The organism is Microbacterium sp. NPDC087868, from assembly GCF_044900755.1.
GTDB classification, from domain to species: domain Bacteria; phylum Actinomycetota; class Actinomycetes; order Actinomycetales; family Microbacteriaceae; genus Microbacterium; species Microbacterium galbinum.
Map to the genome: position 1 here is coordinate 536,231 of NZ_JBJDNO010000003.1, position 24,082 is coordinate 560,312.

Genomic DNA, 24,082 nt, shown 5'->3' on the forward strand with positions numbered 1-24,082 from the left:
CCTCACCGGGGTGAGCCGCGCTCCCCCGCGCGGGCGTAGGTTTGAACCAGACGCCCGAAGGAGCATCCGATGACCGACATCACCGTCACCCGCAACGACGACGACTCGCGCTACGAGATCCGCACCGGAGACCTGCTCGCCGGCTTCGCCGCGTTCGAGACGAAGCACGGCCAGATCCGGTTCACGCACACCGAGATCGACCCCGCGTTCCAGGGGCAGGGGCTGGCAGGCAAGCTCGCGAAGGCCGCGCTGACGGATGCCGCGGCGAGCGGCGACGCGATCGTGCCGCTGTGCCCCTACATCGCCTCCTACCTCGAGACGCACGAGATCCCGGGCGCCGAGATCCGCTGGCCGAAGCGACCGGGCGCATGATCGGCGAGCGGCGCATCGTCCTCGAACCCCGCGAGGTTCCCCTCGGCGGAGTCCGGGGCATGAACGTGCTGCGTGCGCTGCCCCACCGCAACCTGCCGACCATCGGCGCGTGGTGCTTCCTCGACCGCTTCGGCCCCGCCGATACCCGCATGCGCGTCGAGCCCCACCCGCACATCGGCCTGCAGACCGTGACCTGGCCGCTCGTCGGCGAGATCCGCCACCGCGACTCTCTCGGCAGCGATGCCGATCTGCGCCGCGGGCAGCTCAACCTCATGACGGCGGGCAACGGCATCTCGCACTCCGAGTACTCGATCGGCGACGACCCGATCCCCCTCGACGCCCTGCAGTTCTGGGTGGTGCTGCCGGAGTCCGCGCGGCACGGGGCCGCCGGCTTCGAGCGCCACACCGAACTGCCCGGGCTCACCGTGCCCGCCGAACAGGGAGCGGATGCCTCCGCCACCGTCGTTCTCGGCGAGTTCGCCGGCGTCCGTTCACCGGCGACCGTGCACACCCCGATCGTCGGCGCCGAGATCGTCGTGCCCGCGGGAGCCCGCGTGCGGCTGCCGCTGCGCCCCGAGTGGGAGCACGCCGTGATGCTCGTCGAGGGCGATGCGCAGGTGGCGGAGCATCCGCTCTCCCTCAACGACACCCTCTATCTGGGCGACTCCCGCGACACGGTCACGGTCGAGAGCGCCGAGGGCGCCCTGCTGTTCGTGCTCGGCGGCGAGCCCTTCGAAGACGAGATCGTCATGTGGTGGAACTTCGCGGGCCGCTCGCACGACGAGATCGCCGAGGCGCGCGAGGAGTGGGAGGCGGCATCTGCCCGCTTCGGAGAGGTCGAGGGGCACGACGTGCGCATCCCGGCTCCTCCGCTGCCACCCGTGCGCCTGATGCCTCGCAGCCGCAAGCTCTGACGCCCGCGGCATCCGTCACCCGCGCTCGGGGGTGTGCACGCGGGCGAGGAACCGGTCGGTGCGGGGCGAGGGCCCGCGCGGGTCGAGCACCGACACGACGACCGTGACGACGACGGCGAGCGGAATCGTCCACGCGGCCGGCTGCGCGAGATACGGTGCGGCGATTCCGACCCCGTCGATCGCCGCATGCACGAGCAGCGCGAGCCCGCACGCGACCCCTCCGCTCACCATGCCGGCCACGGCCCCGCGCGCGGTGAGCCCGCGCCACCAGACCCCCAGCAGCACGACCGGCGACAGCGTGGATGCCGCGACGACGAACACCACGCCGACGCTCGCGACCAACCCCGCCGGCACCGTGAGCAGCGCGATCGCGAGAGGCACCAGCGCGCACAGCAGCGCCGAGACGCGGAACGAGCGCACCGAGCCCGAGAAGACGTCCTGGCTGATCACCCCGGCGAGCGACACGACGAGTCCCGCCGACGTCGCGAGGAATGCCGCGAAGGCCCCGGCGACGATGAGGGCCGTCAGCAGCTCGCCGATGATGCCGGGGAACACCCGCGACGGCAGCTGCAGCACGACGGTGTCGGCGAGACCCGGCACCGCGAGGTCGGGGGCGGCGATGCGCGCCAGCAGTCCCATGCCGCTCGACACCGCGTAGAACGCGCTCACCATCGCGATCACGATCACGGTGGTGCGGCGCGCCGAGACGCCGGTCGGGCTCGTGTAGAAGCGCACGAGCACGTGCGGCAGCCCCATCGTGCCCAGCAGCAGGGCGAGCAGGAGGGATGCCGTCTCATAGGCGTCGAACCCCAAAGGGCCGGCCTCGGCGGGGAACACGAGCGCGGGGTCGAAGTCGTGCGGACCGCCGCTCAGCGCGAACGCGATGAGGATGACCGGCACGAGGAGTGCCGTGAGTTTGAGCCAGTACTGGAACGCCTGCACGTAGGTGATCGCGCGCATGCCGCCCGCGGCGACGGCGGCGGCCACGAGCACCGCCACGGTCACCGCGCCCACCCACTCCGGCAGCCCCGCGACGACGACGAGGGTGATGCCCGCACCGTGCAGCTGCGGCACGATGTACAGCCAACCGATGATGAGCACGGCCGCACTCGTCACCCGTCGCGCCGAGGTCGACTCCAACCGGGCCTCGACGAAATCGGGGATCGTGTACGCCCCGCTGCGGCGCAGGGGTGCGGCGACGAACGCGAGCACCAGCAGATATCCCGCCGCGTAGCCGATCGGGAACCAGAACCCACGCGCCCCGTCGAGCAGTACCAGCCCCGAGAGCCCCAGGAAGGTGCCCGCCGAGAGGTACTCCCCGCTGATCGCCGAGGCGTTCCACACCGGGCGCACGGTGCGGGAGGCGACGAAGAAGTCGCTCGTCGTGCGCGAGATCCGCAGGCCGTAGACGCCGATCAGCAGCGTCGCGACGACTACGAGCGCGACGCCGACCAGATCGAGGACCGCGTTCACTCGCGGTCCCGCAGGGCACGGTACCGGCGCTCGTTGCGCGCGGCGGTGCGCACGTACAGCAGCGCGAACACGAGGATCACCGGATAGAACGCGAACGCCTGCAGCAGCCACGACAACGGCAGCCCCCACAGCACGATCCGATCGATCGCAGGGATGAGCGCGATCGTCAACGCCATCGCCAGCACCACCAGCACGAACCCGGCGATCGTGCCGAGGGCGAGCCGGAACTGGCTGCGCATCAGGGCGCGCGCGTACACGGCATCCGCTTCGTCGACCGGGGAGCCCGGCAGGGCGATCCCGCGCGTCGCCGTCGTCTGGCGGCGCGGCGCGGCATCCGCCGTCACCCGCACCCGCTTGGGCGCCTCCGTCACGGCAGCCCCTCGCTGCGCACCAGTGCCTCGCGCACGGTCGGCACCAGGCGCCTGCTCACCGGCAGCACGATCTCGCCCACCGACACCGACGGATCGGTGCCCGAGAGTCGGGCCTCGGTGACGGCGGATGCCCGCACCAGTGTCGAGCGATGGATGCGCAGGAATCCGGCATCCGCCCATCGCGCCTCGAGTTCGGAGATCGGGATGCGCACGAGATGCCCGGCATCGCCGTCGTCGTGGAGCCGCGAGTAGTCGCCCTGCGCCCGCACCCAGCGGATGTCGCTGCGGCGTACGAAGCGCACCGCCAAGCCGATCGATACGGGCAGCACCTCGTCGTCACCGGCCGAGGGTGCGTCACCGCGCTCGATCACCCGGTCGACGGCCTGCCGCAGACGGGCCGCGCGCACGGGCTTGAGCAGGTAGTCGGCCGCGCGCAGTTCGAAGGCCTCGACGGCGCGGGCGTCATCGGCGGTGACGAAGACCACGGCGGGCGGTTCGGCGAGCGAGAGCAGTCCTCGCGCGAGTTCGGTGCCGAGCAGACCGGGCATGTGGATGTCGAGGAAGGCGATGCGCACCGCGCGCTGGGACAGCTGCCGCAGGGCGTCGGCACCCGTCGTGGCCGTGAGGATGTCGCCGATGCGCTCATCGGTGCCCAGCAGGTGCACGAGTTCGTCGAGCGCCGGTCTCTCGTCGTCGGCGACGAGCACGTCGATCATGGCCGCACCTCAGTCGTTGTCCGGGTCGTTCAGCGGTTGCGACTTGGGCACCCGCATGCGCACCAGGGTACCGGCGCCGGTGTTCGTCTCGACGACCAGACCGCCGTCCGCGCCGTAGAGCTGACGCAGACGCGTATCGACGTTGCGCAGCCCCACGTGCAGGCCGTCGTCGGCCGCTGTGAGCGTGGAGCGCAGGGCATCCGGATCCATGCCGATGCCGTCATCCTCCACCGTGATCTCGGTGTGCGTGCCCTCGTCGCGCGACGCGATCCGGATCTCGCCCCCGCCCTCGCCCGGCTCGAGCCCATGGCGCACCGCGTTCTCGACGAGCGGCTGCACGGAGAGGAACGGGATCACCGTCGCGAGAGTCTCGGGCGCGATCTGCAGCGTCACGCGCAGACGCTCGCCGAAGCGGGCGCGCTCGAGCTCGAGGTAGGAACGGATGCTCTCGAGCTCATCGGCCACGGTCGTGAACTCGCCCTGCCGCCGGAACGAGTAACGGGTGAAGTCGGCGAACTCGAGCACGAGATCGCGGGCGCGGGCGGGATCGGTCGTGATGAAGGAGGCGATCGCCGTGAGGGCGTTGTAGATGAAGTGCGGCGAGATCTGCGCGCGCAGCGAGCGCAGTTCGGCCTCGGCGAGCTGGGTGCGCGAGGCGTCGAGTCCGCCCAGCTCGACCTGTGCCGCGCACCAGTCGGCGACCTCTTCGGCCGCCCGCACCAGCGCCGCCCGCACCGGGGCGGCGAACGCGACGACCACGCCGATCACGTGGCCGTCGACGACGATCGGCGCACCGACGCCCTCGAGATGGTCGTCGGCGGCCTGCGAGGGGAAGACCTGTCGGCGACCCGATTCACGCACGCGGCTCGCGATCCGCACGGCCGCGGCTTCCATCCCATCGGGCGCGCCGTCGAACGAGACGGTGTCGTCGGCGGCGACGATCGCGACCGCGGCACTGCCGAGCAGCACGCGCAGGTGCCGGGCGGCCTTCACGACCTCCGGAGCCGAGAGGCCCGCGCGCAGGTGCGGAGCGGCGAGACTCGCGTGATGCAGCGCCCGCAGAGCCGCCTGCTCACCCTCGCTGCCGAGATCGGCCGCGCCGCGCGCGAGACGGCGGGCGAGCAGCAGCAGCACCGTCAGCGCGATGCCGCCGAGCACGCCCAGCACGGCGGCGAGAACGACGTCGGTCATGTGATCAGCCTAGGCAGGGTGCCTCGTGGGGGACGCTTCGACAGGCTCAGCGACCCAGCCCTTGTGGGTCGCTGAGCTTGTCGAAGGGCCCCGCCGGGCGCACCGGTCAGCAGCACCGGGCGCCGGGGTTGCGGTCCTGGTCGTCCATGCGCTGACGCCAGAACTGGCGCTCGGTCATCGGGTCCTCGTCCGGATGATGACGACGGTGATGGGCGACGTAGGTCGCGTAGGCCGTGTCGCCCATCAGCGTCGTCATGTACCAGCGGATGCCGCGCCCGACCCGCGCCGCGGCACCGATCAGTGCACGCAACGGGGTGGGCGCGGCATCCGTGTGATGGATCACCATGTCAGTGGCTCGAGACCTTGCGCTCATCGGCGAGGATCGGCTCCCACTGCTTCTCGAGCTCGCGCTCGTCGGCGTTGGGCAGGAAGCCCGCCGGGGCGAACCGGCGGGAGGCGACCGGTTCGTCTTCGGTGTTCTCGCCGCCGCCGTTGCGGATCGCCTTGATGGTGACGACGATCGCCGCGATCATGACGATCAGCGCGAGCGTCACGAAGATGATCGAGAGCGTGCCCTGCACGGCCGTGTTGCGGATGACCGCTTCGAGCACCTCGCGTTCGCCGAGCGACGTGTCGCCGGTGTTCAGCGCCTCGAGGTAGCGGAAGTGGTTCGCCCAGTATCCGATCGCCGGGACCGGCGAGAAGATCTTGTAGAGCGAGGCCGTGACCGTCACGACCGCGGTGAACGCGAGCGGCAGGCCGATGATCCACAACCACTTGACGTAGCTGCGGCCGCGCTTGGCGACGATCGCCATCACCACGGCGAGCGCGATCGCGGCGAGCAGTTGGTTCGCGATGCCGAACAGCGGGAAGAACGTGTTGATGCCGCCGAGCGGGTCGGTGACGCCGAGGATGAGGATCGCTCCCCAGCCGGCCACCATGATCGCCGTGCAGATCCACACGCCGGGCCGCCACGAGACGTCGCGGAACTTCGGGAACCAGGCGCCGATCGAGTCCTGCAGCATGAAGCGGGCGACGCGGGTGCCGGCATCCACCGCCGTGAGGATGAACAGCGCCTCGAACATGATCGCGAAGTGGTACCAGAACGCCATGAGCGCCTGCCCACCGAGCGCCTGCTGCATGATGTGCGCGAGGCCGAGCGCGAGGGTCGGGGCGCCGCCGGTGCGCGAGACGATCGACTCCTCGCCGACCGCTTGAGCCGTGCCGGTGAGCATCTCGGGGGTGAGGTTCACCCCCGTCAGACCCAGCGAGTTCACGAAGGCGACCGCGCCCTCGACCGTACCGCCCGTCACCGCCGATGGCGCGTTCATCGCGAAGTAGATGCCCTGGTCGATCGAGATCGCGGCGACGAGCGCCATGATCGCGACGAACGACTCCATGAGCATGCCGCCGTAGCCGATGAAGCGCGTCTGACGCTCCTTCTCGACGAGCTTGGGCGTCGTGCCGGAGGCGATCAGGGCGTGGAAGCCCGACAACGCTCCGCAGGCGATGGTCACGAACAGGAAGGGGAAGAGAGGACCGGCGAACACCGGCCCCATGCCGTTCTCGCCGAAGATGCTGACCGCGGGCACCGTGATCTCGGGGCGCACCAGGATGATCGCTCCGGCGAGCATCACGATCACACCGATCTTCATGAACGTCGAGAGGTAGTCGCGGGGAGCGAGCAGCAGCCACACCGGGAGCACCGCGGCGATGAAGCCGTAGATGATGATGCCCCACGCGATCGTGGTGCGGTCGAGGTGGAAGATCGCCTGACCCCACTCGGTGCCGGCGACCCAGCCGCCGCCGATGATCGCGGCCATGAGCAGCACGAACCCGATGATCGAGACCTCGGTGACCTTGCCCGGGCGCAGGAAGCGCAGGTAGATGCCCATGAAGATCGCGATCGGGATGGTCATCGCCACCGAGAAGACGCCCCAGGGGCTCTCACCGAGGGCGTTGACGACGACGAGCGCGAGGATCGCGACGATGATCAGCATGATCAGCAGCGAGGCGATGATCGCGGCGGTGCCGCCGATCCGTCCGAGTTCCTGACGTGCCATCTGGCCGATCGTGCGGCCTCCGCGGCGCATCGAGAAGAACAGCACGGTGTAGTCCTGCACGGCGCCCGCGAGCACGACACCCACGATGATCCAGATCGTGCCGGGCAGGTAGCCCATCTGCGCGGCGAGCACGGGGCCGACGAGCGGGCCGGCGCCGGCGATCGCGGCGAAGTGGTGCCCGTAGAGCACGCGGCGGTCGGTGGGGACGTAGTCCTTGCCGTCCTGCTTGACCTCGGCCGGTGTCGCGCGGCGGTCGTCGGGGCGGGTGATGTACTTCTCGATCACCTTCGAGTAGAAGCGGTAGCCGATCAGATAGGTGCAGACCGCCGCGAAGACGAACCAGATCGCGTTCACGGTCTCGCCGCGCACGATCGCGAGCATCACCCAGGCGACACCGCCGAGCAGCGCGATCGCCGTCCAGATCAGGATCTTCGGGAGGGTCCAGCGCCGGCTCTTCTCCTCGTGCTCGGGAGAGAGGGCGACGGGTGGGAGTTTCGGGTCGGTGACGATGATGGGCTCGTCGTCGACGGTTCCGGCGCCGCGTCGGCGCGACGAAGGTGCGGTCATGGGGTTCTCCTCGGGGTGCGCGTCATTGCGTTCCCCCACGCTAGGAAACGGGCGCGGGGGTCGAGGGGCGGGAGCGGATGCCGTGCGACGAGCGGCATCGACGATGCGACGAACGGATGCCGCGGCATCCGTTCCTGAACGGCACCCAGGGCGATGTCCGACGTCGCGGATACACTCGCGACAATGCCCTCCCCCTCTGAGAACGCACCCGACTCGTTCGTCCGCGTCCGCGGGGCGAACGAGAACAACCTCCGCTCCGTCGATGTCGACATGCCACGCGATCGGATCGTCGCGTTCACCGGAGTCTCGGGATCGGGCAAGTCGTCGCTCGCGTTCGGCACCATCTTCACGGAAGCCCAGCGCCGATATCTCGAGTCGGTGGCGCCGTATGCGAGGCGGCTCATCCAGCAGGGCCACGATCCGCACGTCGAATCGATCTCGGGCCTGCCCCCGGCGGTCGCCCTGCAGCAGCGGCGCGGCGCGCCCAGCTCGCGATCGAGCGTCGGCACCGTGACGACGCTGTCGAACTCGTTGCGCATGCTCTTCTCCCGGGCGGGCACCTTCCCGGAGGGTTTCACGACCCGGCTCGATTCCGATGCGTTCTCACCCAACACCGTCGCCGGAGCCTGCCCGGAGTGTCACGGCATCGGCGTCGCGCACACCGTCACCGAGGACTCGCTCGTGCCCGACCCTTCGCTGAGCATCCGCGAAGGAGCGATCGCCGCCTGGCCGGGCGCGTGGCAGGCGAAGAACCTGCGCGACATCACGATCGCGCTCGGCTACGACGTCGACGTCCCCTGGCGGGATCTTCCCCCCGCCGATCGCGAGTGGCTGCTCTTCACCGACGAGCAGCCGGTGGTGCAGATCACTCCGCAGCGCGACCGCGTGGCCAAGCCCTACAACGGCATGTTCTGGAGCGCCAAGAAGTACGTCTTCCACACGCTCTCCGACTCCAAGAGCCAGATGATGCGCACCAAGGTGCTCCAGTTCGTGCGATCCGGGCCGTGCCCGCTGTGCGGGGGTACGGGGCTGCGGCGCGAGGCCCTGGCCGTCACGTTCGCCGGCCGATCGATCGCCGAGCTCAACGCTCTCCCCCTGACCGACCTCGCCGACGTCATCCGCCCGACGACGCAGCTCACCGAGGTCACGCCTGCGCTCCCCACCACTCTCTCGGGCGAGCGCACCGACGTCGCCGTCGCCCTCACGACCGACCTGCTCGCGCGCATCGAGGTGCTCACCGACCTGGGGCTCGGCTACCTGGGGCTGGGCCGAGCGACGACCACGCTGTCCCCCGGTGAGATGCAGCGGCTCCGGCTCGCGACGCAGCTGCGGTCGGGACTCTTCGGGGTGGTCTACGTGCTCGACGAGCCCTCGGCCGGCCTGCATCCCGCCGACGCCGAGCAGCTGCTCGACGTGCTCGCACAGCTCAAGCGCTCCGGGAACTCGGTCTTCGTGGTCGAGCACAACATGGACATCGTCCGGCACGCCGATTGGATCGTCGACGTCGGCCCCGGAGCCGGCGAAGGCGGTGGGCACGTCCTCTACAGCGGTGCGGTGCCGGGGCTCGCCGCTGTCGAGGCATCCGTCACCCGCCCGTTCCTGTTCCCCGAGGCGCAGGCGGCATCCGTGACGCGCCGCGACCGCCGCGAGGCATCGCCGTGGCTCACGGTCGAGGGCGTGAGCCTGCACAACCTCGCCGACATCGATGCATCCGTCCCGCTCGGCACCCTCGTCGCCGTGACGGGCGTCTCGGGGTCGGGCAAGTCGACACTCGTCAGTCGGGTGCTCCCCGATGTCGTGCGCGCGCACCTGCGCGCGGACGACGCCCCCGACGAGATCGACGACGCCCCGATCGATGCCGGAGGCGACGACTCCCGACCGGCCGAGGCGACGGTGCCGGATGCGGGCGCCGACTCCCTGACGGTGCGCGACGTGCGCGGCCTCGAGCACATCGATCGTCTCGTACGGGTCGACCAGAAGCCGATCGGCCGCACACCGCGCTCGAACCTTGCGACCTACACGGGTCTGTTCGATGCCGTGCGTGCGGTCTTCGCCCGCACCGACCTCGCTCGCGAGCGCGGGTACGGCGCCGGACGCTTCTCGTTCAACGTCGCCGGCGGGCGCTGCGAGACCTGCCTCGGCGAGGGATTCGTCTCGGTCGAGCTGCTGTTCCTCCCCGGCAGCTACGGGCGCTGCCCGACGTGCGACGGCGCGCGGTACAACGCCGAAACGCTCGAGGTCACCTACGACGGCCGGACCATCGCCGACGTGCTCGCCCTCACCGTCGAGCAGGCATCCGAGGCGCTGGCCTCGATTCCGGCGGCGGCGCGCAGCCTGCGTGCTCTCCTCGACGTCGGGCTCGGATACCTCCGCCTCGGCCAGCCCGCCACCGAGCTCTCCGGCGGCGAGGCGCAGCGCATCAAACTGGCGACCGAGCTGCAGCGCGTGCGCCGTGGCCACACTCTGTATCTGCTCGACGAGCCGACCACCGGGTTGCACCCCGCCGACGTGCAACGGCTGCTCGCGCAGCTGCATGCGCTGGTCGACTCCGGAGACACCGTGGTGGTCGTCGAGCACGAGATGGACGTCGTCGCTGCGGCGGACTGGGTCATCGACCTCGGGCCCGCCGGTGGCGACGCGGGGGGCCGCGTCATCGCGGCCGGAACCCCGGAGCACGTCGCGCAGAATCCCGCGAGCCGCACGGCGCCCTACCTGGCCGAACGCCTGCGCTGACCACCGACGCCGTGCTTTTGCACGGCCCCCTCGGCATCCGCGCATCGAACGCGCAAGTAGGCTGGAACCGTGGCCCGAACCTCTGTCCTGCCGACCCGCGTGCTGCTGATCTGCGCCGCGATCGGCGTCGCGACCGGCCTCATCGGAGGCATCGCCGGATGGGTCACGCCGATCCTGCTCGCGAGCCCCCTGCTCTTCCTCTACGGGCTCGTGCTCGGCTCGCACGTGCTGCCGGGGATCATCGCGCAGGAGGTGCTGCGGCGTCCGTTCGTGGCGCTCATCACGCACCTGATCGCCGCGCTCGTCTCGAGCGCGTTCAACCCGGCCTGGGCGCTGCGCTTCATCGGCACGGCGCTGCTGTTCGGCGCGATCCAGGAGGGCGTCGCGGCTCTCACCCGCTACCGCGCCTGGGGCGCCTGGCGCTTCTTCATCTCGGCGGCGCTGATCGGCGTCGTCGTGGCGGTCGCCGTGTTCTTCGCCGCACATCTCGGCACGATGCCGCTGTGGGCGCAGATCACGTACCTCGCGATCTCGGTGCTCGGCCCCATCGCGTGGACCGCGATCGGCCTCGCGGTCGGCACGGCGCTCAGCCGCGCCGGCGTCGCCCGTCGCTGAGCGCGTCGTTTCCGCCATCCGTCGCGCTCGACTCTCCGTGAGGGGTCGAGACACGCCTCAGCGGATGCCGGGCGTGAGGCGTGCCTCGACCCCTCACGGACTCACGAACACACGTCGCGAGGTCAGGTAAGGCTCGGCTAAGTTAGAGACGTACGTTCCACCGAAGACGTACGTCCACCGACCCGGGGTCTCGCCGTGCGCCCATCCGCGCCTCTTCTCCGCGTGCGTGATGTCTCTCTCACCCACGCGGATGCCGCGCACCCCTCCCCGCGCGACGTGTCGTTCGACATCGACCCGGGCGAGGTCGTGCTGCTGCTCGGCCCCTCGGGCTCGGGCAAGTCGACGCTCACGCTCGCGCTGAACGGGCTCATCCCGCACGCGCTTCCCGCCACCATGACCGGCACGGTCGAGGCGGGCGGAGTCGACACGGCCGACGCGCAGACCTCCGAGCTGAGCACGCGGGTCGCGATGGTCTTCCAGGACCCGGATGCCCAGATCGTCACCGGAACCCTCTACGACGAGGTCGCGTTCGGCCCCGAGAACCTGCGCCTGCCCCTCGCCGAGGTCACCGCCCGCACCGAAGACGCTTTGCGCCGCGTCGGGCTATGGGAGCGCCGCGACGACAACCCCGACCGGCTCTCGGGCGGCGGTCGCCAGCGCCTCGCGATCGCCTGCGCCCTCGCCATGGGGTCGCCGTTGATCGTGCTCGACGAGCCGACCGCGAACCTCGACCCGCAGGGCATCGATGACGTCTACGCCGCGCTCGCCGACGTGATCGCCGCGGGCGACCGGGCTATCCTCCTCGTCGAACACAACCTCGACGCCGCGATGGGATTCGTCACTCGCACGATCGTGCTCGACCGCGAGGGGCGGGTCGCCTACGACGGTCCGGTCGCCGAGATCCTCCGTGCGCACACCGACGAGCTCGTCGCGATGGGGGTGTGGCTGCCCGCGGCGACGCTGGCGGCGCTGCGACTGCGCGACGACGGCATCCGTCTCGACCCCCTGCCCCTGACACCCGAGGAGCTGGCGGCACAGCTGCCCCCGGCATCCGATCGCCCGAGCGCGGCCACGACCGCGACCGACCCGACGACGGATGCCGCGCCCTCGGGCGAGGCGATCATCCGGGCGCGCGGGCTCACCGTGCGCCGGGGCCGCACCGAGATCCTGCACGGCATCGACCTCGATCTCACGCCCGGCAGCCTCACCGCCATCGTCGGCGCCAACGGGGCCGGCAAGACCACGCTCATCCAGGCACTCGCCGGCGTCGTGCCCCCGCCGAAGCGACAGGTCGACGTCGACGGCATCGACCCCGGGCGGGCCGCTCCTCGCGACCTCGCCGCCCGCATCGGCTTCGTGTTCCAGAACCCCGAGCACCAGTTCATCGCGCATACGGTGTTCGACGAGCTCGCGCACGGGCTGACCCTTCGACAGGCTCACGGACCCCAGGGCGAGCAGATCACGGATGCCGAGATCACCGAGCGCGTGACCGAGATGCTCGAGCGCTTCGGCCTCGCGCACAAGGCCGACGTGCATCCGTTCCTGCTGTCGGGCGGCGAGAAGCGCCGCCTGTCGGTGGGCACCGCGCTGATCACCCGCCCCCGCATTCTCGCGCTCGACGAGCCGACCTTCGGTCAGGATCGCGCGCGGGCGACCGAGCTGCTCGCGCTGCTGCAGAGTCTGCGCGCCGAGGGCACGACGATCGTGATCGTCACCCACGACCTGCAGCTCGTCGCCGAGCACACGACGCACACCGTAATCCTCGCCGACGGGCGCGTGCACGCGAGCGGACGCACGGCCGATCTCTTCCGCGACGAGCAGACGTTCACCTCGGCGGGGCTCCGCCTGCCCGCTCTGCAGCGGGTGCTCGCGGCGCACGCACGGGGGGCCGAGGCATGACCGCCACCGCGTTCGACCCGTACGCGACGATGACCGTCACCTCGCGGCATCAGTTCCTCTACGCCCTCAACCCGCTCGCGAAGGTGGCGGGATTCGCCCCGGCGATGATCTTCCTGGTGTTCGTGCGCGACCTCGCCACTCCGGCCGCGTTCCTGCTGCTCGCCTATCTGCTGCTGCTCGTCGGCGCCCGCCTCACCTGGCGTCTGCTCATGCTGCTCGCGGTGCTGCCCGTCGGCATGGCCGTGATCGGCGTGAGCTTCTCCCTCTGGGTCGACACCGCGCTCGTCGGCGACACGACCCCGATGCTGCAGATCGGCGACTGGACGCTCTACAGCGGAGCACTGATGATCGGTTTCGCCACGGCGTTGCGCCTCGGCGCGATCATCTCGCTCGCCCTCATCGGCGGGCTCACCACCAGCGGACCCGACCTCGTGCGGGCGAGCGTGCAGCAGCTGCGGGTTCCGTACCGCATCGGCTACACGGCGTTGGCCGCGTTCCGTTTCGTGCCGCGCTTCGGCTACGAGCTCTCGGTGATCCGCGCAGCCCATCGCGTGCGAGGACACCACGGCGGCAACGGCCCCTTCTCGCGCATCGCACGCGGATGGGGGTACATCGTCCCGCTGCTCGCCGGGGCCATCCGGCACGCCGAGCGCGTCGCCCTCGCGATGGACTCCCGGGCCTTCGGCGCACACCCCACCCGCACCGAGCGGCACCTGGTGCCGTTCCGCACGCGAGACACGATCTTCGTCGCGCTGAGCCTCGCGGCATCCGCGGTGATCCTCCTCGTGTTCTCCCCCTGGCAACCGCCCTCCCTCTGAAAGGCACCCGATGGCGTTCAGCAAGCTCGTCAAGCCCGAGACGCAGGAACTCGTGCACCTCACCGTGCTGCGCTCCGAGCGTCTCTCCCCGCATTGGATGCGCGTGACCCTCGGTGGCGGTGAGATCGAGAAGTTCCGGCCGATGGGCTTCGATCAGTGGTTCCGCCTGTTCCTGCCGATCGGCGGTGACGCCGGACTCGACCGCGTGCCCGCCAAGGCCAACAAGATGTTCGGGTACCTGAAGTTCCTGCGCATCCCCGACGGCGAGCGCCCCGTGATGCGCAACTACAGCGTGCGCGCGTACCGACCGGCCGAGGGCGATCGCGGCGCCGAGATCGACGTCGACTTCGTGCTGCACGGATCGGCCGCCGAGGGCACCGCCGGACCCGCATCGCGGTGGGCCGAGACCTGCACCCCGGGCGAGCACGTGCTCATCATCGACGAGGGCCTCACCTTCAATCCCGAGCGCGGTGTCGACCGGGTGCTGCTCGTGGGCGACGAGACGGCCCTGCCGGCGATCGCGTCGATCGCGGAATCCGTTCCCGTGGGGGCCATCGGCACCGCGATCATCGAGGTGCCGTCGCTCGACGACGCCCTCGACTTCCCCCACCCCGAGGGGCTCTCGGTCGAGTGGGTGCTGCGCCCGCACGACGAGCAGCCGGGAGCCCTCGCGCTGCAGCGGGTCGCCGAGATCGACCTGCCGGCCGAGACGTTCCACACCTACGCGGCCGGAGAGCAGTCGCTCGCTTCGGGTGTGCGCAAGCTGCTCGTCGGCGAGCGCGGCGTCGACAAGAACACCGTCAGCTTCTGCGGCTACTGGAAGATCGGTGCCGCCTCCCCGACGTCGAAGGCCGCTCGCGAGGCCGCCGCGGAGCCGCTCGGATGAGCGGGGCGGATGCCGCTTCGTCGACTGCCCGTTCGGGCGCGGATGCGGCGACGGAAGCGGATGCCGTGGCCACGCGGCCCGCGCGCGGACGGGTGCGCTTCCCCACTGCCCTGCTGCTGACCTGTGCGGCGCTCGGCGTCGCCGGGGCGGTTCTGCTCGCGCCGATGAACTGGCTCTCGACCCTGCTCACCGGACCCCTGCCCTTCCTCGGGATGGGCCTCGCCGGGCTGTGGCTGCTGCCCTCGGTGATCGCGCTGCGTTTGCTCAAGCGTCCGCTCGTGGGCTTGCTCGTCGCCCTGATCGCGGGGCTCGTCATGGTGCCGTTCTCGGGGTACGGCTTCGGCAGCGTCGCCACGAACCTCTGGTGGGCGGCGTTCACCGAGCTGCCGTTCCTGTTCGTGCTGTGGCGCTACTGGGGCACCTGGATGCACTACGTCGGAGCGGTCGCCGTCGCGATCGTCTACCCGATCTCGGCATGGGCCTGGTTCGACCTGGGCAGCTTCGGCCTCGGGTACCAGGCGGCGTTCTTCGCCGTCACGATGGCCAGCTGCGTCGCGGCGACGGCCCTCGGCATCCTGATCGCGGATCGCCTACGCCGCGCCGGAGTCGGCGGACGCCGCTGACGCGCGGTGTTAATGCCGGACGACGATCACAGTGCGAGGTGCATGCGAAGGCACTCGTCGACCTCTCCCATCAGTTCAGCAGGCACCCATCCCACCGGCCGAACAATGCGCGAGGTCGCGATCGTGCGGACTTGTTCGATCTGAACCTTCGAATCGACGCTGAGCCCGGTGCCCACCGCAGGCAACAGAACCTGAAAAGGGAGGACTCGCGCGACATTGGACGTGACCGGCGCGACCGTTACCGTCGCACGCGTGCTGCGTACAGCCGCGGTGTTGGCCGTGTTGTTGCTGACGACAACGGCAGGACGGGTCTTCGCGGCCTCGGCCCCGACAACCGGGTCGAAGGCGACCAGCACGATCTGGCCGCGCCGCAGCAGCGTGGTCGACGGCGCACTCACGCTGAGGCGAGTCCGTCGCTGGCAGCCGTGTCCCATTCGTCGTCGTAGCCTTCAGCGAATGCTTCGGCGTAGGCATCTGCCAGGCGGCTCTCGCGCAAGAGCGCCACCGCATCCTGAACCGCCGCCGACCGGGTGGCGTATTTTCCCATCAAGACCTCCGCGTCGAGGAACGCTACGTCACTCGCACTGAGGCTGAGGCTGACCTTGCTGTTCGTCATGCCTCAATGCTACTCGGGTAGCAAGGATATTGCCACCTCCTGACATTCGCGCTTGGGACGTCGCGCGGGGCCCTTCGACAGGCTCAGGGACCCCGCCGAGTAGCGGGGGCGGGAGTCAGCGCTTGCCGGCGATCTGGCGGCCGACGATCTCGCGCATGATCTCGTTCGTGCCTCCGTAGATGCGGTGCACGCGGGCGTCGAGGAACGCGCGGGCGATCGGGTACTCGGTGATGTAGCCGTAGCCACCGTGCAACTGCACGCCCTGATCGAGCACCTCCCACTCGCGCTCGGTGGCCCAGAACTTGACCTTCGCGGCCTCCTCGGCCGACAGCTTGCCCCGCGAGTACGCGAGCAGCGCCCGATCGATGTACGCCCACAGCGCGTCGACGGTCGTGGCCATGTCGGCGATCGCGAAGCGGCTGTTCTGGAAGTCGATGATCCGCTCGCCGAACGCTTCGCGGTCCTTCGTGTAGGCGACGGTCCAGTCGAGGGCGGCCTGCGCGGCCGCGGCACCCGCGACGCCGATCGACAGGCGCTCGAGCGGCAGGTTCATCATGAGCTGCACGAAGCCCTTGCCCTCGACCCCGCCGATGAGGTTCTCGTCGGGAACGAACACGTCGCTGAACGACAGCTCTGCCGTGTCGTGGCCCTGGAAGCCCATCTTGTGCAGCTTCTTGCCGTGGTCGAAGCCCTCCATGCCGTTCTCGATGAGCACGAGGCTGAACGCATCCGGTCGGTTGCCCTCACCGGTCTTCACGAACGTGACGACCAGGTCGGCGGTCGCGCCCGACGAGATGAACGTCTTGGCACCGTTGACGATGTACCCGCCGTCGACCTTCTTGGCAGTGGTCTTGATGCCGCGCAGGTCGCTGCCCGCGCCGGGCTCGGTCATCGCGAGCGCGCCGACGACCTCGCCGGTCGCCATCCGCGGCAGCCATTTCGACTTCTGCTCCTGAGTGCCCATGTGCACGAGGTACGGAACCGCCAGGTCGTCCTGGATGCCGAAGGCCCCGGCGAGCGAGCCCGCGCCGGCGGCGATGACCTCTTCGTTCACGACCGCGCGGAAGCGGTAGTCCTGCAGCATCCCGGCCCCGCCGAACTCCTCGGGAACCGACAGGCCGATGATCCCGGCCTCGCCGGCCGCGCGCATGGTGTCGCGGTCGACCTCGCCCGCGGCATCCCACCGCTCGATGTCCGCACCCGTCACGTGGCGCTTGACGAAGTCCTTGACGAGGTCGCGGAAGGCCTCGTGATCCTCTTCATAGATGTCGCGTTCCATTGCGCGTCCTCCTGAACGTGTCGGCGTCTTTGCTCCCGCGAGTCTAGGGCGATGACGAATGCCGCGACAGGACGTTGTGGGAATGCATCCCGCGTTTCGTGGTACTGGGTACCGCGATTGTGGGATGCCTCCGAGCGTCGTTCAGGGCAGGTAGTCGGGCGCGGCCGGAAGCCCGAAGAACTCCTCGAGCGTGTGGAACCCGCCCGCCTGGTAGGCCGCGGCGAGGTCGCGCCCCACGTAGCGCAGGTGCCACGGCTCGGGAGCGTAGCCGGTGACGCCGGAGCCCCCGTCCTCGTAGCGCACGATGAACCCGTACTCCCACGCGTGGGCGGCGACCCAGTCGCTCTGCGTGGTGCCGCCGAACCCGTCGAGCCCGCCGCACCCCAGACCGCACGCGACGACGTCGACCGCGAGGCCGGTCTGGTGCTCCGAGTGTCCGGGGCGCGCGGATCCGGCATCCGCCCCGGCCTGCCCCTGGTCGCGCACGTGCGACTCGTAGGTCGTGACCTGCAGGCCGTACGAACGGTAGCCGTTGTTCGCACCGAGGCGCCCGACCCCGGCCTCGCTGGCCGCGTTAGCCATGTCGCCGACCGCGGTCGCGACGTCGGTGCGCACCTGCCCGGATGCCGTGGTCATCTGCAGCGGCACGTCGGCGAGGGCGCCGGGCGCGTAGTCGGCGGGGTCGAGCGGTCGCGCCTTGTTGACGACGACCCACACCCGCGCGGGGTCGGAGAGCGAGATGCACGGCGCGTTGCCCGCCACGACGGCGGCGCGGAAAGCCTCGCCCCCGCCGAAGCCGGCGATGGTGGCCGCGTCGTCTCCGGCGGCGAGCGACTCCTGCACGGATGCCTCGGCGCACGGGTCGGCGGCCGGGGTGGAGCCGACGTCGACCGAGGGCACCTGCACGACCGCGACCGGCTCGGGCATCCGCGAGGCTTCGGGCGTCGAGGATGCCGGCGCCGAAGCGAGGGAGAGGAGGATGCCGATGGCGGTCACCGCGACGCCGATCGGCAGGGCAGGACCACGGATCGGGGAGCGCGGAGCCGCATGCTGAGCGTGCGGCGATTCGGGCATGATCTCCATTCTGCCCCGATCGCCGCGCGGTCACCGATATGCATTCACAGGCAGGTGGAGATTCATCATACGTATGAGTAATCTGGAGCTCTGCGAGAAGAGGAGCAATCAGTGCTGACTGTGAATTACGTAGGCGATCGCACGCTGGACGTGCGCACGGCCGATCAGACCGAACCGCGCGACGGAGAGGTGCGGATCCGCGTCGCCTACACCGGTCTCTGCGGCACCGACCTGCACATCCTGCACGGCAACATGGACGCCCGCGTCGAGCGCCCGCTCGTCTTCGGACACGAGATGAGCGGCACGATCGACGCCCTCGGCGCCGGGGTCACCGGTTGGAGCGTCGGCGACAAGGTCACCGTCATGCCCCTCGACTGGGACGGCACCTGCCCCGCCTGCCTCGCCGGCAACGAGCACATCTGCCAGAACCTGAACTTCATCGGCATCGACTCCCCCGGCTCGCTGCAGGGGCTGTGGAACGTGCCGGCCGAGACCCTCCTCGCACTTCCCGCCGACATCCCCCTCGATCACGCCGCGCTCGTCGAGCCGGTCGCCGTCGCGGTGCACGACGTGCGGCGCTCCGACCTCACCGCCGGGCAGAAGGCCGTCGTGATCGGCGGCGGCCCGATCGGCACACTCATCGCCACCGTCGCCCGGCACACCGGTGCCGAGGTCGTCGTGATCGAGATCGACGCGCAGCGACGCACCCACGCCGAAGAGCTCGGATTCACGACGCTCGACCCCTCGGCATCCGACCAGGTCGCCTGGGTCGAGGAATGGACCGCGGGCACCGGCGCCGACGTCGTCTTCGAGGTCTCGGGCGCGGCCTCCGCAGTGCGCGGCATGACGGCGCTCGCGAAGGTGCGCGGCACGATCGTCGTCGTCGCCATCCACCCCACCCCGCGCGAGGTCGACCTGCAGCGCGTGTTCTGGCGCGAGCTGCGGCTGCTCGGCGCACGGGTCTACCAGCGCGCCGACTTCGAGACCGCGATCGAGCTCCTCGCCGACGGCGTGATCCCCACCGACCGAGTCATCACGCGCATCGTGCCGCTCGCCGAGACCGCCGACGCCTTCGCCGAGCTCGAAGCGGGGCGCGCGATGAAGATCCTCGTCGACGTGCAGGCCGGCGCATGAGCGGGCTCTTCGACCTCACCGGTCAGCGCGCCGTCGTCACGGGCGCGAACCGCGGCATCGGCTTCGGAATCGCCGCGGCGCTCGCCGGCGCAGGCGCCGACATCATCGCGGTCAGCACGAGCATCGAGCCCTCCGGCAGCGACATCGAGCAGGCCGTCACCGCACGCGGGCGCGGGTTCCGCGCGATCCGGTGCGATCTGTCGGATGCCGACGCCGTCTCCGAGCTCGGCGCGGAGCTGCGCGCAGCCGAGGTCGACATCCTCGTCAACAACGCCGGCACCATTCTGCGCGCGCCGGCGGCGGAGCATCCGATGGAGTGGTTCGAACGCGTGCTGCGCATCAACCTCACCAGCCAGTTCGCTCTCGCGCAGGCCGTGGGCGGATCGATGCTCGAGCGCGGACGCGGCAAGATCGTGTTCACCGCGTCGCTCCTCAGCTTCCAGGGCGGCATCAACGTCCCCGGATACGCGGCGGCGAAGTCGGGTCTCACGGGCGTCGTCAAGGCGCTGTCGAACGAGTGGGCGGGTCGCGGCGTGAACGTCAACGCGATCGCCCCCGGCTACATCGCCACCGACAACACGCAAGCCCTCCGCGACGACCCCGAGCGCTCGGAGTCGATCCTCGCCCGCATCCCGGCGGGGCGATGGGGCGCGGCATCCGATCTCGGCGGAGCCGCCGTGTTCCTGGCGTCGGCGGCCTCGGACTATGTCGACGGAATCGTGCTGCCGGTCGACGGCGGATGGCTCGGGCGCTGATGCCCCCGGTCACGATGGAGAGCGCGCGCCTGCGCACCGGCACCCCGCTCACCCGCTTCGGACTCGGCGGCGCGCAGCTCGGCAACCTCGGCCGCGTCACCACCGACGAGCAGGCGCGGGGTGCGGTCGAGGAGGCATGGGCGCGCGGATCGCGCCTGTTCGACACGGCCCCGCACTACGGTCTCGGCTACTCCGAGCGGCGACTGGGCGAACTGCTCGCCGAGCATCCGCGCGACGAGTACGTGCTCTCGACCAAGGCGGGGCGCACGCTCGTGCCGCAGGTGTACTCGGCCGGTCAGCTCGACGACGGCGGCTTCGCGGTGCCCGCGGCGTACCGCCGCGAGTTCGACTTCTCGCGCGGCGCGATCCTGCGCGGAGTGGAGCAGAGCCTCGACCGGCTCGGCGTCGACCGGCTCGACATCGTCTACCTGCACGACCCCGACCACCACTGGGAGCAGGCATCGACCGAGGGCATCGGGGCGCTCATCGAGCTGCGCGACCAGGGCGTCGTCACGTCGATCGGTGTGGGCATGAACCAGTCGGCACTGCCGGCGCGGTTCGTGCGCGAGACCGACATCGACGTGGTCATGCTGGCCGGGCGGTTCACCCTGCTCGAACAGGGGCCGCTGGCCGACCTGCTGCCCGCGGCGCTCGAGGCGGGTGTGGGCATCGTGAACGTCGGTGTCTACAACTCCGGCCTGCTGGCACGACCGCGGGTCGCGGCGGACGCGACCTACGACTACGTGCAGGCCCCGGCCACGCTCATCGCCCGGGCGAACGCGATCGCCGAGGTGTGCGAGGAGTTCGGCACCGACCTGCCGACCGCCGCCATGCAGTTCAGCCTGCGGCATCCGGCCGTCACCTCGGTGGTTCTCGGATGCCGCGACGCGCGCCAGGTCGCCGAAGGGGTCGAGCGTATGGATGCCGTGGTCGACGAGGGCCTCTGGGACGCACTGATCTCGCGCGGGTTGCTCCCCGAGGGCGTCTTCGGCTGAGGGCCCTTCGTCTCGTCGCTGCGCTCCTCGCTCAGAGACCGGTTCCTGAGCGAGCGCAGCGAGATGACGGGCACTCGCCCTCACCCAACGGAGGAGAACACACGCTCCGCAGGAGGCATCCGCCGTTTCGATCCTCCCGAACGCGAGAACTCCTCCTCAACGGATGCCGCGGGGCGGGGCCCTTCGTCTCGTCGCTGCGCTCCTCGCTCAGGAACCGGTTCCTGAGCGAGCGCAGCGAGACGGAGGGTCCCGACGAGAAGGTCAGGCGCCGGCCAGCTCCAGCACGCCGTCAACGCGGCGGGGCACATCGACCGCACCGTCGCGCAGCTCGGCGGGGAGGACATCGGCCGGGGCATCCTGCCAGGCGAGCGGGCGCAGGAACCGCCGCAGCGCCGTCACGCCCACCGAGGTGTGCTGCGTGTTGGTCGCGGGCCAGGGGCCGCCGTGGTTCATGGCCCAAGACACCCGCACCCCCGTGGGGTATCCGTCGTAGACGATGCGGCCGACGAGGTCGCGCGCGGCGTCGGTGAGCTCGCCGCGCACCTCGGCCTCCTCGGGCTGCGAGTGGATCGTGGCGGTCAGCGAGTGCGGCACGGCCTGCAGCGCCGCCGTGATCTCGCCCGTCGAGGCGTACCGCACGAGCACCACGAGGGGGCCGAACGCCTCCTCGGCGACCGCCGGAGTCACATCCGTCGCCGCGATCTCGAGCACCGCGGGCGTCAGCGAGAAACCGTCGGCTCCGGCGTGCGGGGCGACGAGGCTGCGCGCCCCGCCCTCGGCGATCAGCCGCTCACGGATCTCGTCGAACGCCCCGTGGATGCGCGAGTTCAGGAGCGTCTGCGCCGCGGCATCCTGAGCCCTCGTCACCACATCGGCGACGAGCGCGTCACCCTCGGCCCCGGCCGGCACGAAGGCGATGCCGGGCTTCGTGCACAGCTGCCCGGCCGATCCCGTGACCGACCCGAACAGACCCTCGCCGAGGGCCGCGGTGCGCGCGGACGCCGCCCCCGGCGTGATGACGAGCGGATTCAGGCTCGACAGCTCGCCGTAGAACGGGATGGGCGCCTCGCGCTCGTCGATGATCGCCTGCAGGATCTTGCCGGTCGACAGCGACCCCGTGAACCCGACGGCCGTGATGACCGGGTCGGCGACGAGAACGGCTCCCGCCTGCTGGCCGTAGACGATCCCGAACGTGCCCTCCGGCGCCCCGTACGCCGCGGCCGCGCGTACGAGCGACTCGAACGATCGCTGCGAGGTGACCGGATGCGAACTGTGCGCCTTGACGACGACCGGGTTGCCCGCGGCGAGCGCCGAGGCGGTGTCGCCGCCGATGACCGAGAACGCGAAGGGGAAGTTGCTGGCGCCGAAGACGGCGACGGGGCCGATCGGCACGAGCATCCGCCGCACATCCGGGCCCGGGCCGAGCGGCGTGTGGCCGGAGTGGTCGATGATCGCCTCGAGGTAGCCGCCCTCGTCGACGGCGTCGGCGAAGAGACGGAACTGGAAGGCGCTGCGCGAGAGCTCGCCGTTCAGGCGCGCCTCGGGCAGCCCGGTCTCGGCGAGAGCGGCGTCGACGAGCGCGGCGCGGTCGGCCTCGAGCCCGTCGGCGAGCGCGCGCAGGAGCCCGGCCCGCCAGGCGCGCGGACGCGAGCGCAGGTCGGCGAAGGCGGATGCCGCAGCGGCGGTGGTCGCAGCGACGCCCGCGGCATCCGTCGCTTCGATGCCGGTGTCGGAGTGCGCGCCGGTGCGGGGATCGGTGGTCGTCAGGGTGGTCATGCGCTGGCCTTTCCGAGCAGTCCCCGCTGAGCGAGGCTGGTGATGAGCGCGCCGATGCCGACGCTCCAGGGGGCGAGATCCTCGCTGTGCTGCACCCGGTTGACGAGCGCGCCGAGGTGCGGCGACGAGATGCGCACGACGTCGCCGAGGTGGTGGGTGAAGCCGTGGCCGGGCTCGTCGCGGTCGTCGGTGGGGGCGAACATCGTTCCCAAGTAGAGCACGAAGCCGTCGGGGTAGGCGTGGTGGTCGCCCGACGCCTGCCGCACGAGATCGGCGGGGTCGCGGCTGATCTGCGCCATGTGCGATTCGGCCCGCATACCGAAGCCGTCGTCGCCCTCGACCGAGAGCGTGACCGATTCGGCGCGCACGTCGTCGAGCGAGAACCCTCCATCGAAGAGGCGGATGAACGGGCCGACGGATGCCGAGGCGTTGTTGTCCTTCGCGCGTCCGAGCAGCAGGGCCGAGCGCCCTTCGATGTCGCGCAGGTTGACGTCGTTGCCGAGCGTCGCCCCGACGATGTCGCCGCGCGAGGAGACGACGAGCACGACCTCGGGCTCGGGGTTGTTCCATCGGGATTCGGCGAGCACGCCGACGTCGGATCCACCGCCGACCGTGGCGAGCACGGGCGCCTTCGTGAAGATCTCGGCGTCGGGGCCGATGCCGACCTCGAGGTACTGGCTCCACAGTCCCGCGGTGATGAGCACCTGCTTGAGGCGGGCGGCCTCGGGCGATCCGGGCACGAGGTCGCGCACGTCACCGCCCAGCGCGTCGAGGATCGTGGCGCGGATGCCGTCGGCGGACTCGGCCTCGCCGCGCGCCTTCTCCTCGATGATGCGCTCGAGCATCGATACGGGGAAGGTCACGCCCGAGGCCTTGACGACCTGCAGGTCGATCGGCGAGAGCAGCCACGGGTGGGCATCGTCGCGGGTGTCCGGGGCGGTGTTCGCCCAGACGTCGGCGAACGCACCGAGTGACGGCCCGTCGGCGGCACGCGCGGCGGCTGCCGGGTCGGCGCTCTCGGTGAGCGCGGTCATCGTCGGGAAGGTGGCCGACAGGTCACGCAGGATGCCGTCGCGCAGCACCACCACGCTCGGGCCTGCCGGCGTCTGCACACGCCCGACGAGCAGGGCGTCGCTCGCATCGGCGGGAAGGATGCCGGCTGCGTCTCCGGTCCAGGTGTCGCTCATGTCTCTCCTCGGGAGGTCGGTCGGG

Annotated in this window: 23 protein-coding genes; 11 read left to right on the forward strand and 12 right to left on the reverse strand. The window is 70.7% G+C overall.

Translation table 11 applies throughout. The features are described from left to right. The first annotated feature begins 69 nt into the window (after positions 1-69). Entirely contained in the window at positions 70-372 is a 303-nt protein-coding gene (locus ACI2JZ_RS12720) for a GNAT family N-acetyltransferase (RefSeq protein WP_247623560.1), read from the forward strand. Then, entirely contained in the window at positions 369-1,286 is a 918-nt protein-coding gene (locus tag ACI2JZ_RS12725; RefSeq protein ID WP_404597852.1) for a pirin family protein, read from the forward strand. Before ACI2JZ_RS12720 ends, ACI2JZ_RS12725 begins: the two co-directional genes overlap by 4 nt. Before the next feature lie 15 nt (positions 1,287-1,301). Here the strand turns inward: ACI2JZ_RS12725 and ACI2JZ_RS12730 are convergent, their stop codons facing one another. From ACI2JZ_RS12730 to ACI2JZ_RS12755, 6 genes are all read right to left on the reverse strand, one after another. Further along, positions 1,302-2,759: a cation acetate symporter gene (locus tag ACI2JZ_RS12730; protein WP_404597854.1), complete on the reverse strand. Its 1,458-nt coding sequence runs from the start codon at positions 2,757-2,759 to the stop codon at positions 1,302-1,304. After that, positions 2,756-3,130, reverse strand: coding sequence for a heavy metal transporter (locus tag ACI2JZ_RS12735; RefSeq protein ID WP_404597855.1), 375 nt, complete (start codon positions 3,128-3,130; stop codon positions 2,756-2,758). The genes ACI2JZ_RS12730 and ACI2JZ_RS12735 overlap by 4 nt, the downstream gene beginning before the upstream one ends. Beyond that, the gene (locus ACI2JZ_RS12740; protein WP_404597857.1) at positions 3,127-3,846 is read right to left on the reverse strand and encodes a LytR/AlgR family response regulator transcription factor; all 720 of its coding nucleotides are present in this window, start codon (positions 3,844-3,846) and stop codon (positions 3,127-3,129) included. Before ACI2JZ_RS12740 ends, ACI2JZ_RS12735 begins: the two co-directional genes overlap by 4 nt. Before the next feature lie 9 nt (positions 3,847-3,855). After that, positions 3,856-5,037: a sensor histidine kinase gene (locus tag ACI2JZ_RS12745; protein ID WP_404597859.1), complete on the reverse strand. Its 1,182-nt coding sequence runs from the start codon at positions 5,035-5,037 to the stop codon at positions 3,856-3,858. A gap of 106 nt (positions 5,038-5,143) precedes the next feature. Beyond that, positions 5,144-5,383 carry a YbdD/YjiX family protein gene (locus tag ACI2JZ_RS12750; protein ID WP_247623566.1) on the reverse strand — a complete coding sequence of 80 codons (240 nt, stop codon included), beginning with the start codon at positions 5,381-5,383 and terminating at the stop codon, positions 5,144-5,146. Between the two features lies 1 nt (position 5,384). Further along, positions 5,385-7,667 (reverse strand): carbon starvation CstA family protein, encoded by a 2,283-nt coding sequence (locus ACI2JZ_RS12755; RefSeq protein ID WP_247623567.1) that lies wholly within the window; start codon positions 7,665-7,667, stop codon positions 5,385-5,387. 183 nt (positions 7,668-7,850) lie between these two features. On the opposite strand from ACI2JZ_RS12755, the gene ACI2JZ_RS12760 reads away from it, so the two are divergent. From ACI2JZ_RS12760 to ACI2JZ_RS12785, 6 genes are all read left to right on the forward strand, one after another. Next, positions 7,851-10,400: an ABC transporter gene (locus tag ACI2JZ_RS12760; RefSeq protein WP_404597860.1), complete on the forward strand. Its 2,550-nt coding sequence runs from the start codon at positions 7,851-7,853 to the stop codon at positions 10,398-10,400. A 69-nt stretch (positions 10,401-10,469) separates the two neighbouring features. After that, positions 10,470-11,015: an ECF transporter S component gene (locus ACI2JZ_RS12765; protein WP_247623569.1), complete on the forward strand. Its 546-nt coding sequence runs from the start codon at positions 10,470-10,472 to the stop codon at positions 11,013-11,015. Between the two features lie 195 nt (positions 11,016-11,210). Then, positions 11,211-12,914, forward strand: a complete 1,704-nt coding sequence (locus ACI2JZ_RS12770; RefSeq protein ID WP_404597861.1) for an ABC transporter ATP-binding protein — start codon at positions 11,211-11,213, stop codon at positions 12,912-12,914. Next, entirely contained in the window at positions 12,911-13,732 is an 822-nt protein-coding gene (locus tag ACI2JZ_RS12775) for an energy-coupling factor transporter transmembrane component T (RefSeq protein ID WP_404597862.1), read from the forward strand. The genes ACI2JZ_RS12770 and ACI2JZ_RS12775 overlap by 4 nt, the downstream gene beginning before the upstream one ends. A gap of 10 nt (positions 13,733-13,742) precedes the next feature. After that, entirely contained in the window at positions 13,743-14,618 is an 876-nt protein-coding gene (locus ACI2JZ_RS12780; RefSeq protein WP_404597863.1) for a siderophore-interacting protein, read from the forward strand. Next, the gene (locus ACI2JZ_RS12785) at positions 14,615-15,241 is read left to right on the forward strand and encodes an ECF transporter S component (protein ID WP_404597864.1); all 627 of its coding nucleotides are present in this window, start codon (positions 14,615-14,617) and stop codon (positions 15,239-15,241) included. Before ACI2JZ_RS12780 ends, ACI2JZ_RS12785 begins: the two co-directional genes overlap by 4 nt. Positions 15,242-15,267: 26 nt before the next feature. On the opposite strand, the gene ACI2JZ_RS12790 is transcribed toward ACI2JZ_RS12785, so the two are convergent. The 4 genes from ACI2JZ_RS12790 to ACI2JZ_RS12805 all read right to left on the reverse strand — a co-directional run bounded on the left by ACI2JZ_RS12790 (position 15,268) and on the right by ACI2JZ_RS12805 (position 18,210). Continuing rightward, positions 15,268-15,639 (reverse strand): type II toxin-antitoxin system PemK/MazF family toxin, encoded by a 372-nt coding sequence (locus ACI2JZ_RS12790; RefSeq protein WP_404597865.1) that lies wholly within the window; start codon positions 15,637-15,639, stop codon positions 15,268-15,270. Then, positions 15,636-15,857 carry an antitoxin gene (locus ACI2JZ_RS12795; protein ID WP_336641076.1) on the reverse strand — a complete coding sequence of 74 codons (222 nt, stop codon included), beginning with the start codon at positions 15,855-15,857 and terminating at the stop codon, positions 15,636-15,638. Before ACI2JZ_RS12795 ends, ACI2JZ_RS12790 begins: the two co-directional genes overlap by 4 nt. 115 nt (positions 15,858-15,972) lie before the next feature. After that, a complete protein-coding gene (locus ACI2JZ_RS12800) occupies positions 15,973-17,136 on the reverse strand; it encodes an acyl-CoA dehydrogenase family protein (protein ID WP_404597867.1) in 1,164 nt (387 codons plus the stop codon). A 141-nt stretch (positions 17,137-17,277) separates the two neighbouring features. Continuing rightward, the gene (locus ACI2JZ_RS12805; protein WP_404597868.1) at positions 17,278-18,210 is read right to left on the reverse strand and encodes a M15 family metallopeptidase; all 933 of its coding nucleotides are present in this window, start codon (positions 18,208-18,210) and stop codon (positions 17,278-17,280) included. A gap of 111 nt (positions 18,211-18,321) precedes the next feature. Between ACI2JZ_RS12805 and ACI2JZ_RS12810 the strand changes: the two genes are divergently transcribed. Genes ACI2JZ_RS12810 through ACI2JZ_RS12820 form a run of 3 tightly spaced genes read left to right on the forward strand, consistent with a single transcriptional unit; the run spans position 18,322 to position 21,094 of the window. Next, on the forward strand, positions 18,322-19,344 hold the full coding sequence (locus ACI2JZ_RS12810) for a zinc-binding dehydrogenase (RefSeq protein WP_404597870.1): 1,023 nt from the start codon (positions 18,322-18,324) through the stop codon (positions 19,342-19,344). Beyond that, positions 19,341-20,099, forward strand: a complete 759-nt coding sequence (locus tag ACI2JZ_RS12815; RefSeq protein ID WP_404597872.1) for an SDR family oxidoreductase — start codon at positions 19,341-19,343, stop codon at positions 20,097-20,099. The genes ACI2JZ_RS12810 and ACI2JZ_RS12815 overlap by 4 nt, the downstream gene beginning before the upstream one ends. Next, complete coding sequence (locus ACI2JZ_RS12820) at positions 20,099-21,094, forward strand: aldo/keto reductase (RefSeq protein ID WP_404597874.1); 996 nt, start codon at positions 20,099-20,101, stop codon at positions 21,092-21,094. Before ACI2JZ_RS12815 ends, ACI2JZ_RS12820 begins: the two co-directional genes overlap by 1 nt. 261 nt (positions 21,095-21,355) lie before the next feature. Here ACI2JZ_RS12820 and ACI2JZ_RS12825 read toward each other — a convergent pair whose 3' ends face one another. Together ACI2JZ_RS12825 and ACI2JZ_RS12830 are read right to left on the reverse strand one after the other, a co-directional pair. Next, positions 21,356-22,870, reverse strand: coding sequence for an aldehyde dehydrogenase (NADP(+)) (locus ACI2JZ_RS12825; RefSeq protein WP_404597875.1), 1,515 nt, complete (start codon positions 22,868-22,870; stop codon positions 21,356-21,358). Further along, positions 22,867-24,057, reverse strand: a complete 1,191-nt coding sequence (locus tag ACI2JZ_RS12830) for a fumarylacetoacetate hydrolase family protein (protein ID WP_404597877.1) — start codon at positions 24,055-24,057, stop codon at positions 22,867-22,869. The genes ACI2JZ_RS12825 and ACI2JZ_RS12830 overlap by 4 nt, the downstream gene beginning before the upstream one ends. Positions 24,058-24,082 lie beyond the last annotated feature (25 nt).

Excerpts from the sequence above, each read along its gene's own strand:
- ACI2JZ_RS12720 (WP_247623560.1), top strand. The coding sequence starts at position 70 with ATGACCGACATCACCGTCACCCGCAACGACGACGACTCGCGCTACGAG.
- ACI2JZ_RS12725 (WP_404597852.1), top strand. The coding sequence starts at position 369 with ATGATCGGCGAGCGGCGCATCGTCCTCGAACCCCGCGAGGTTCCCCTC.
- ACI2JZ_RS12740 (WP_404597857.1), bottom strand. The coding sequence starts at position 3,846 with ATGATCGACGTGCTCGTCGCCGACGACGAGAGACCGGCGCTCGACGAA.
- ACI2JZ_RS12745 (WP_404597859.1), bottom strand. The coding sequence starts at position 5,037 with ATGACCGACGTCGTTCTCGCCGCCGTGCTGGGCGTGCTCGGCGGCATC.
- ACI2JZ_RS12750 (WP_247623566.1), bottom strand. The coding sequence starts at position 5,383 with ATGGTGATCCATCACACGGATGCCGCGCCCACCCCGTTGCGTGCACTG.
- ACI2JZ_RS12755 (WP_247623567.1), bottom strand. The coding sequence starts at position 7,667 with ATGACCGCACCTTCGTCGCGCCGACGCGGCGCCGGAACCGTCGACGAC.
- ACI2JZ_RS12760 (WP_404597860.1), top strand. The coding sequence starts at position 7,851 with ATGCCCTCCCCCTCTGAGAACGCACCCGACTCGTTCGTCCGCGTCCGC.
- ACI2JZ_RS12775 (WP_404597862.1), top strand. The coding sequence starts at position 12,911 with ATGACCGCCACCGCGTTCGACCCGTACGCGACGATGACCGTCACCTCG.
- ACI2JZ_RS12780 (WP_404597863.1), top strand. The coding sequence starts at position 13,743 with ATGGCGTTCAGCAAGCTCGTCAAGCCCGAGACGCAGGAACTCGTGCAC.
- ACI2JZ_RS12785 (WP_404597864.1), top strand. The coding sequence starts at position 14,615 with ATGAGCGGGGCGGATGCCGCTTCGTCGACTGCCCGTTCGGGCGCGGAT.
- ACI2JZ_RS12795 (WP_336641076.1), bottom strand. The coding sequence starts at position 15,857 with ATGACGAACAGCAAGGTCAGCCTCAGCCTCAGTGCGAGTGACGTAGCG.
- ACI2JZ_RS12800 (WP_404597867.1), bottom strand. The coding sequence starts at position 17,136 with ATGGAACGCGACATCTATGAAGAGGATCACGAGGCCTTCCGCGACCTC.
- ACI2JZ_RS12805 (WP_404597868.1), bottom strand. The coding sequence starts at position 18,210 with ATGCCCGAATCGCCGCACGCTCAGCATGCGGCTCCGCGCTCCCCGATC.
- ACI2JZ_RS12815 (WP_404597872.1), top strand. The coding sequence starts at position 19,341 with ATGAGCGGGCTCTTCGACCTCACCGGTCAGCGCGCCGTCGTCACGGGC.
- ACI2JZ_RS12820 (WP_404597874.1), top strand. The coding sequence starts at position 20,099 with ATGCCCCCGGTCACGATGGAGAGCGCGCGCCTGCGCACCGGCACCCCG.
- ACI2JZ_RS12825 (WP_404597875.1), bottom strand. The coding sequence starts at position 22,870 with ATGACCACCCTGACGACCACCGATCCCCGCACCGGCGCGCACTCCGAC.
- ACI2JZ_RS12830 (WP_404597877.1), bottom strand. The coding sequence starts at position 24,057 with ATGAGCGACACCTGGACCGGAGACGCAGCCGGCATCCTTCCCGCCGAT.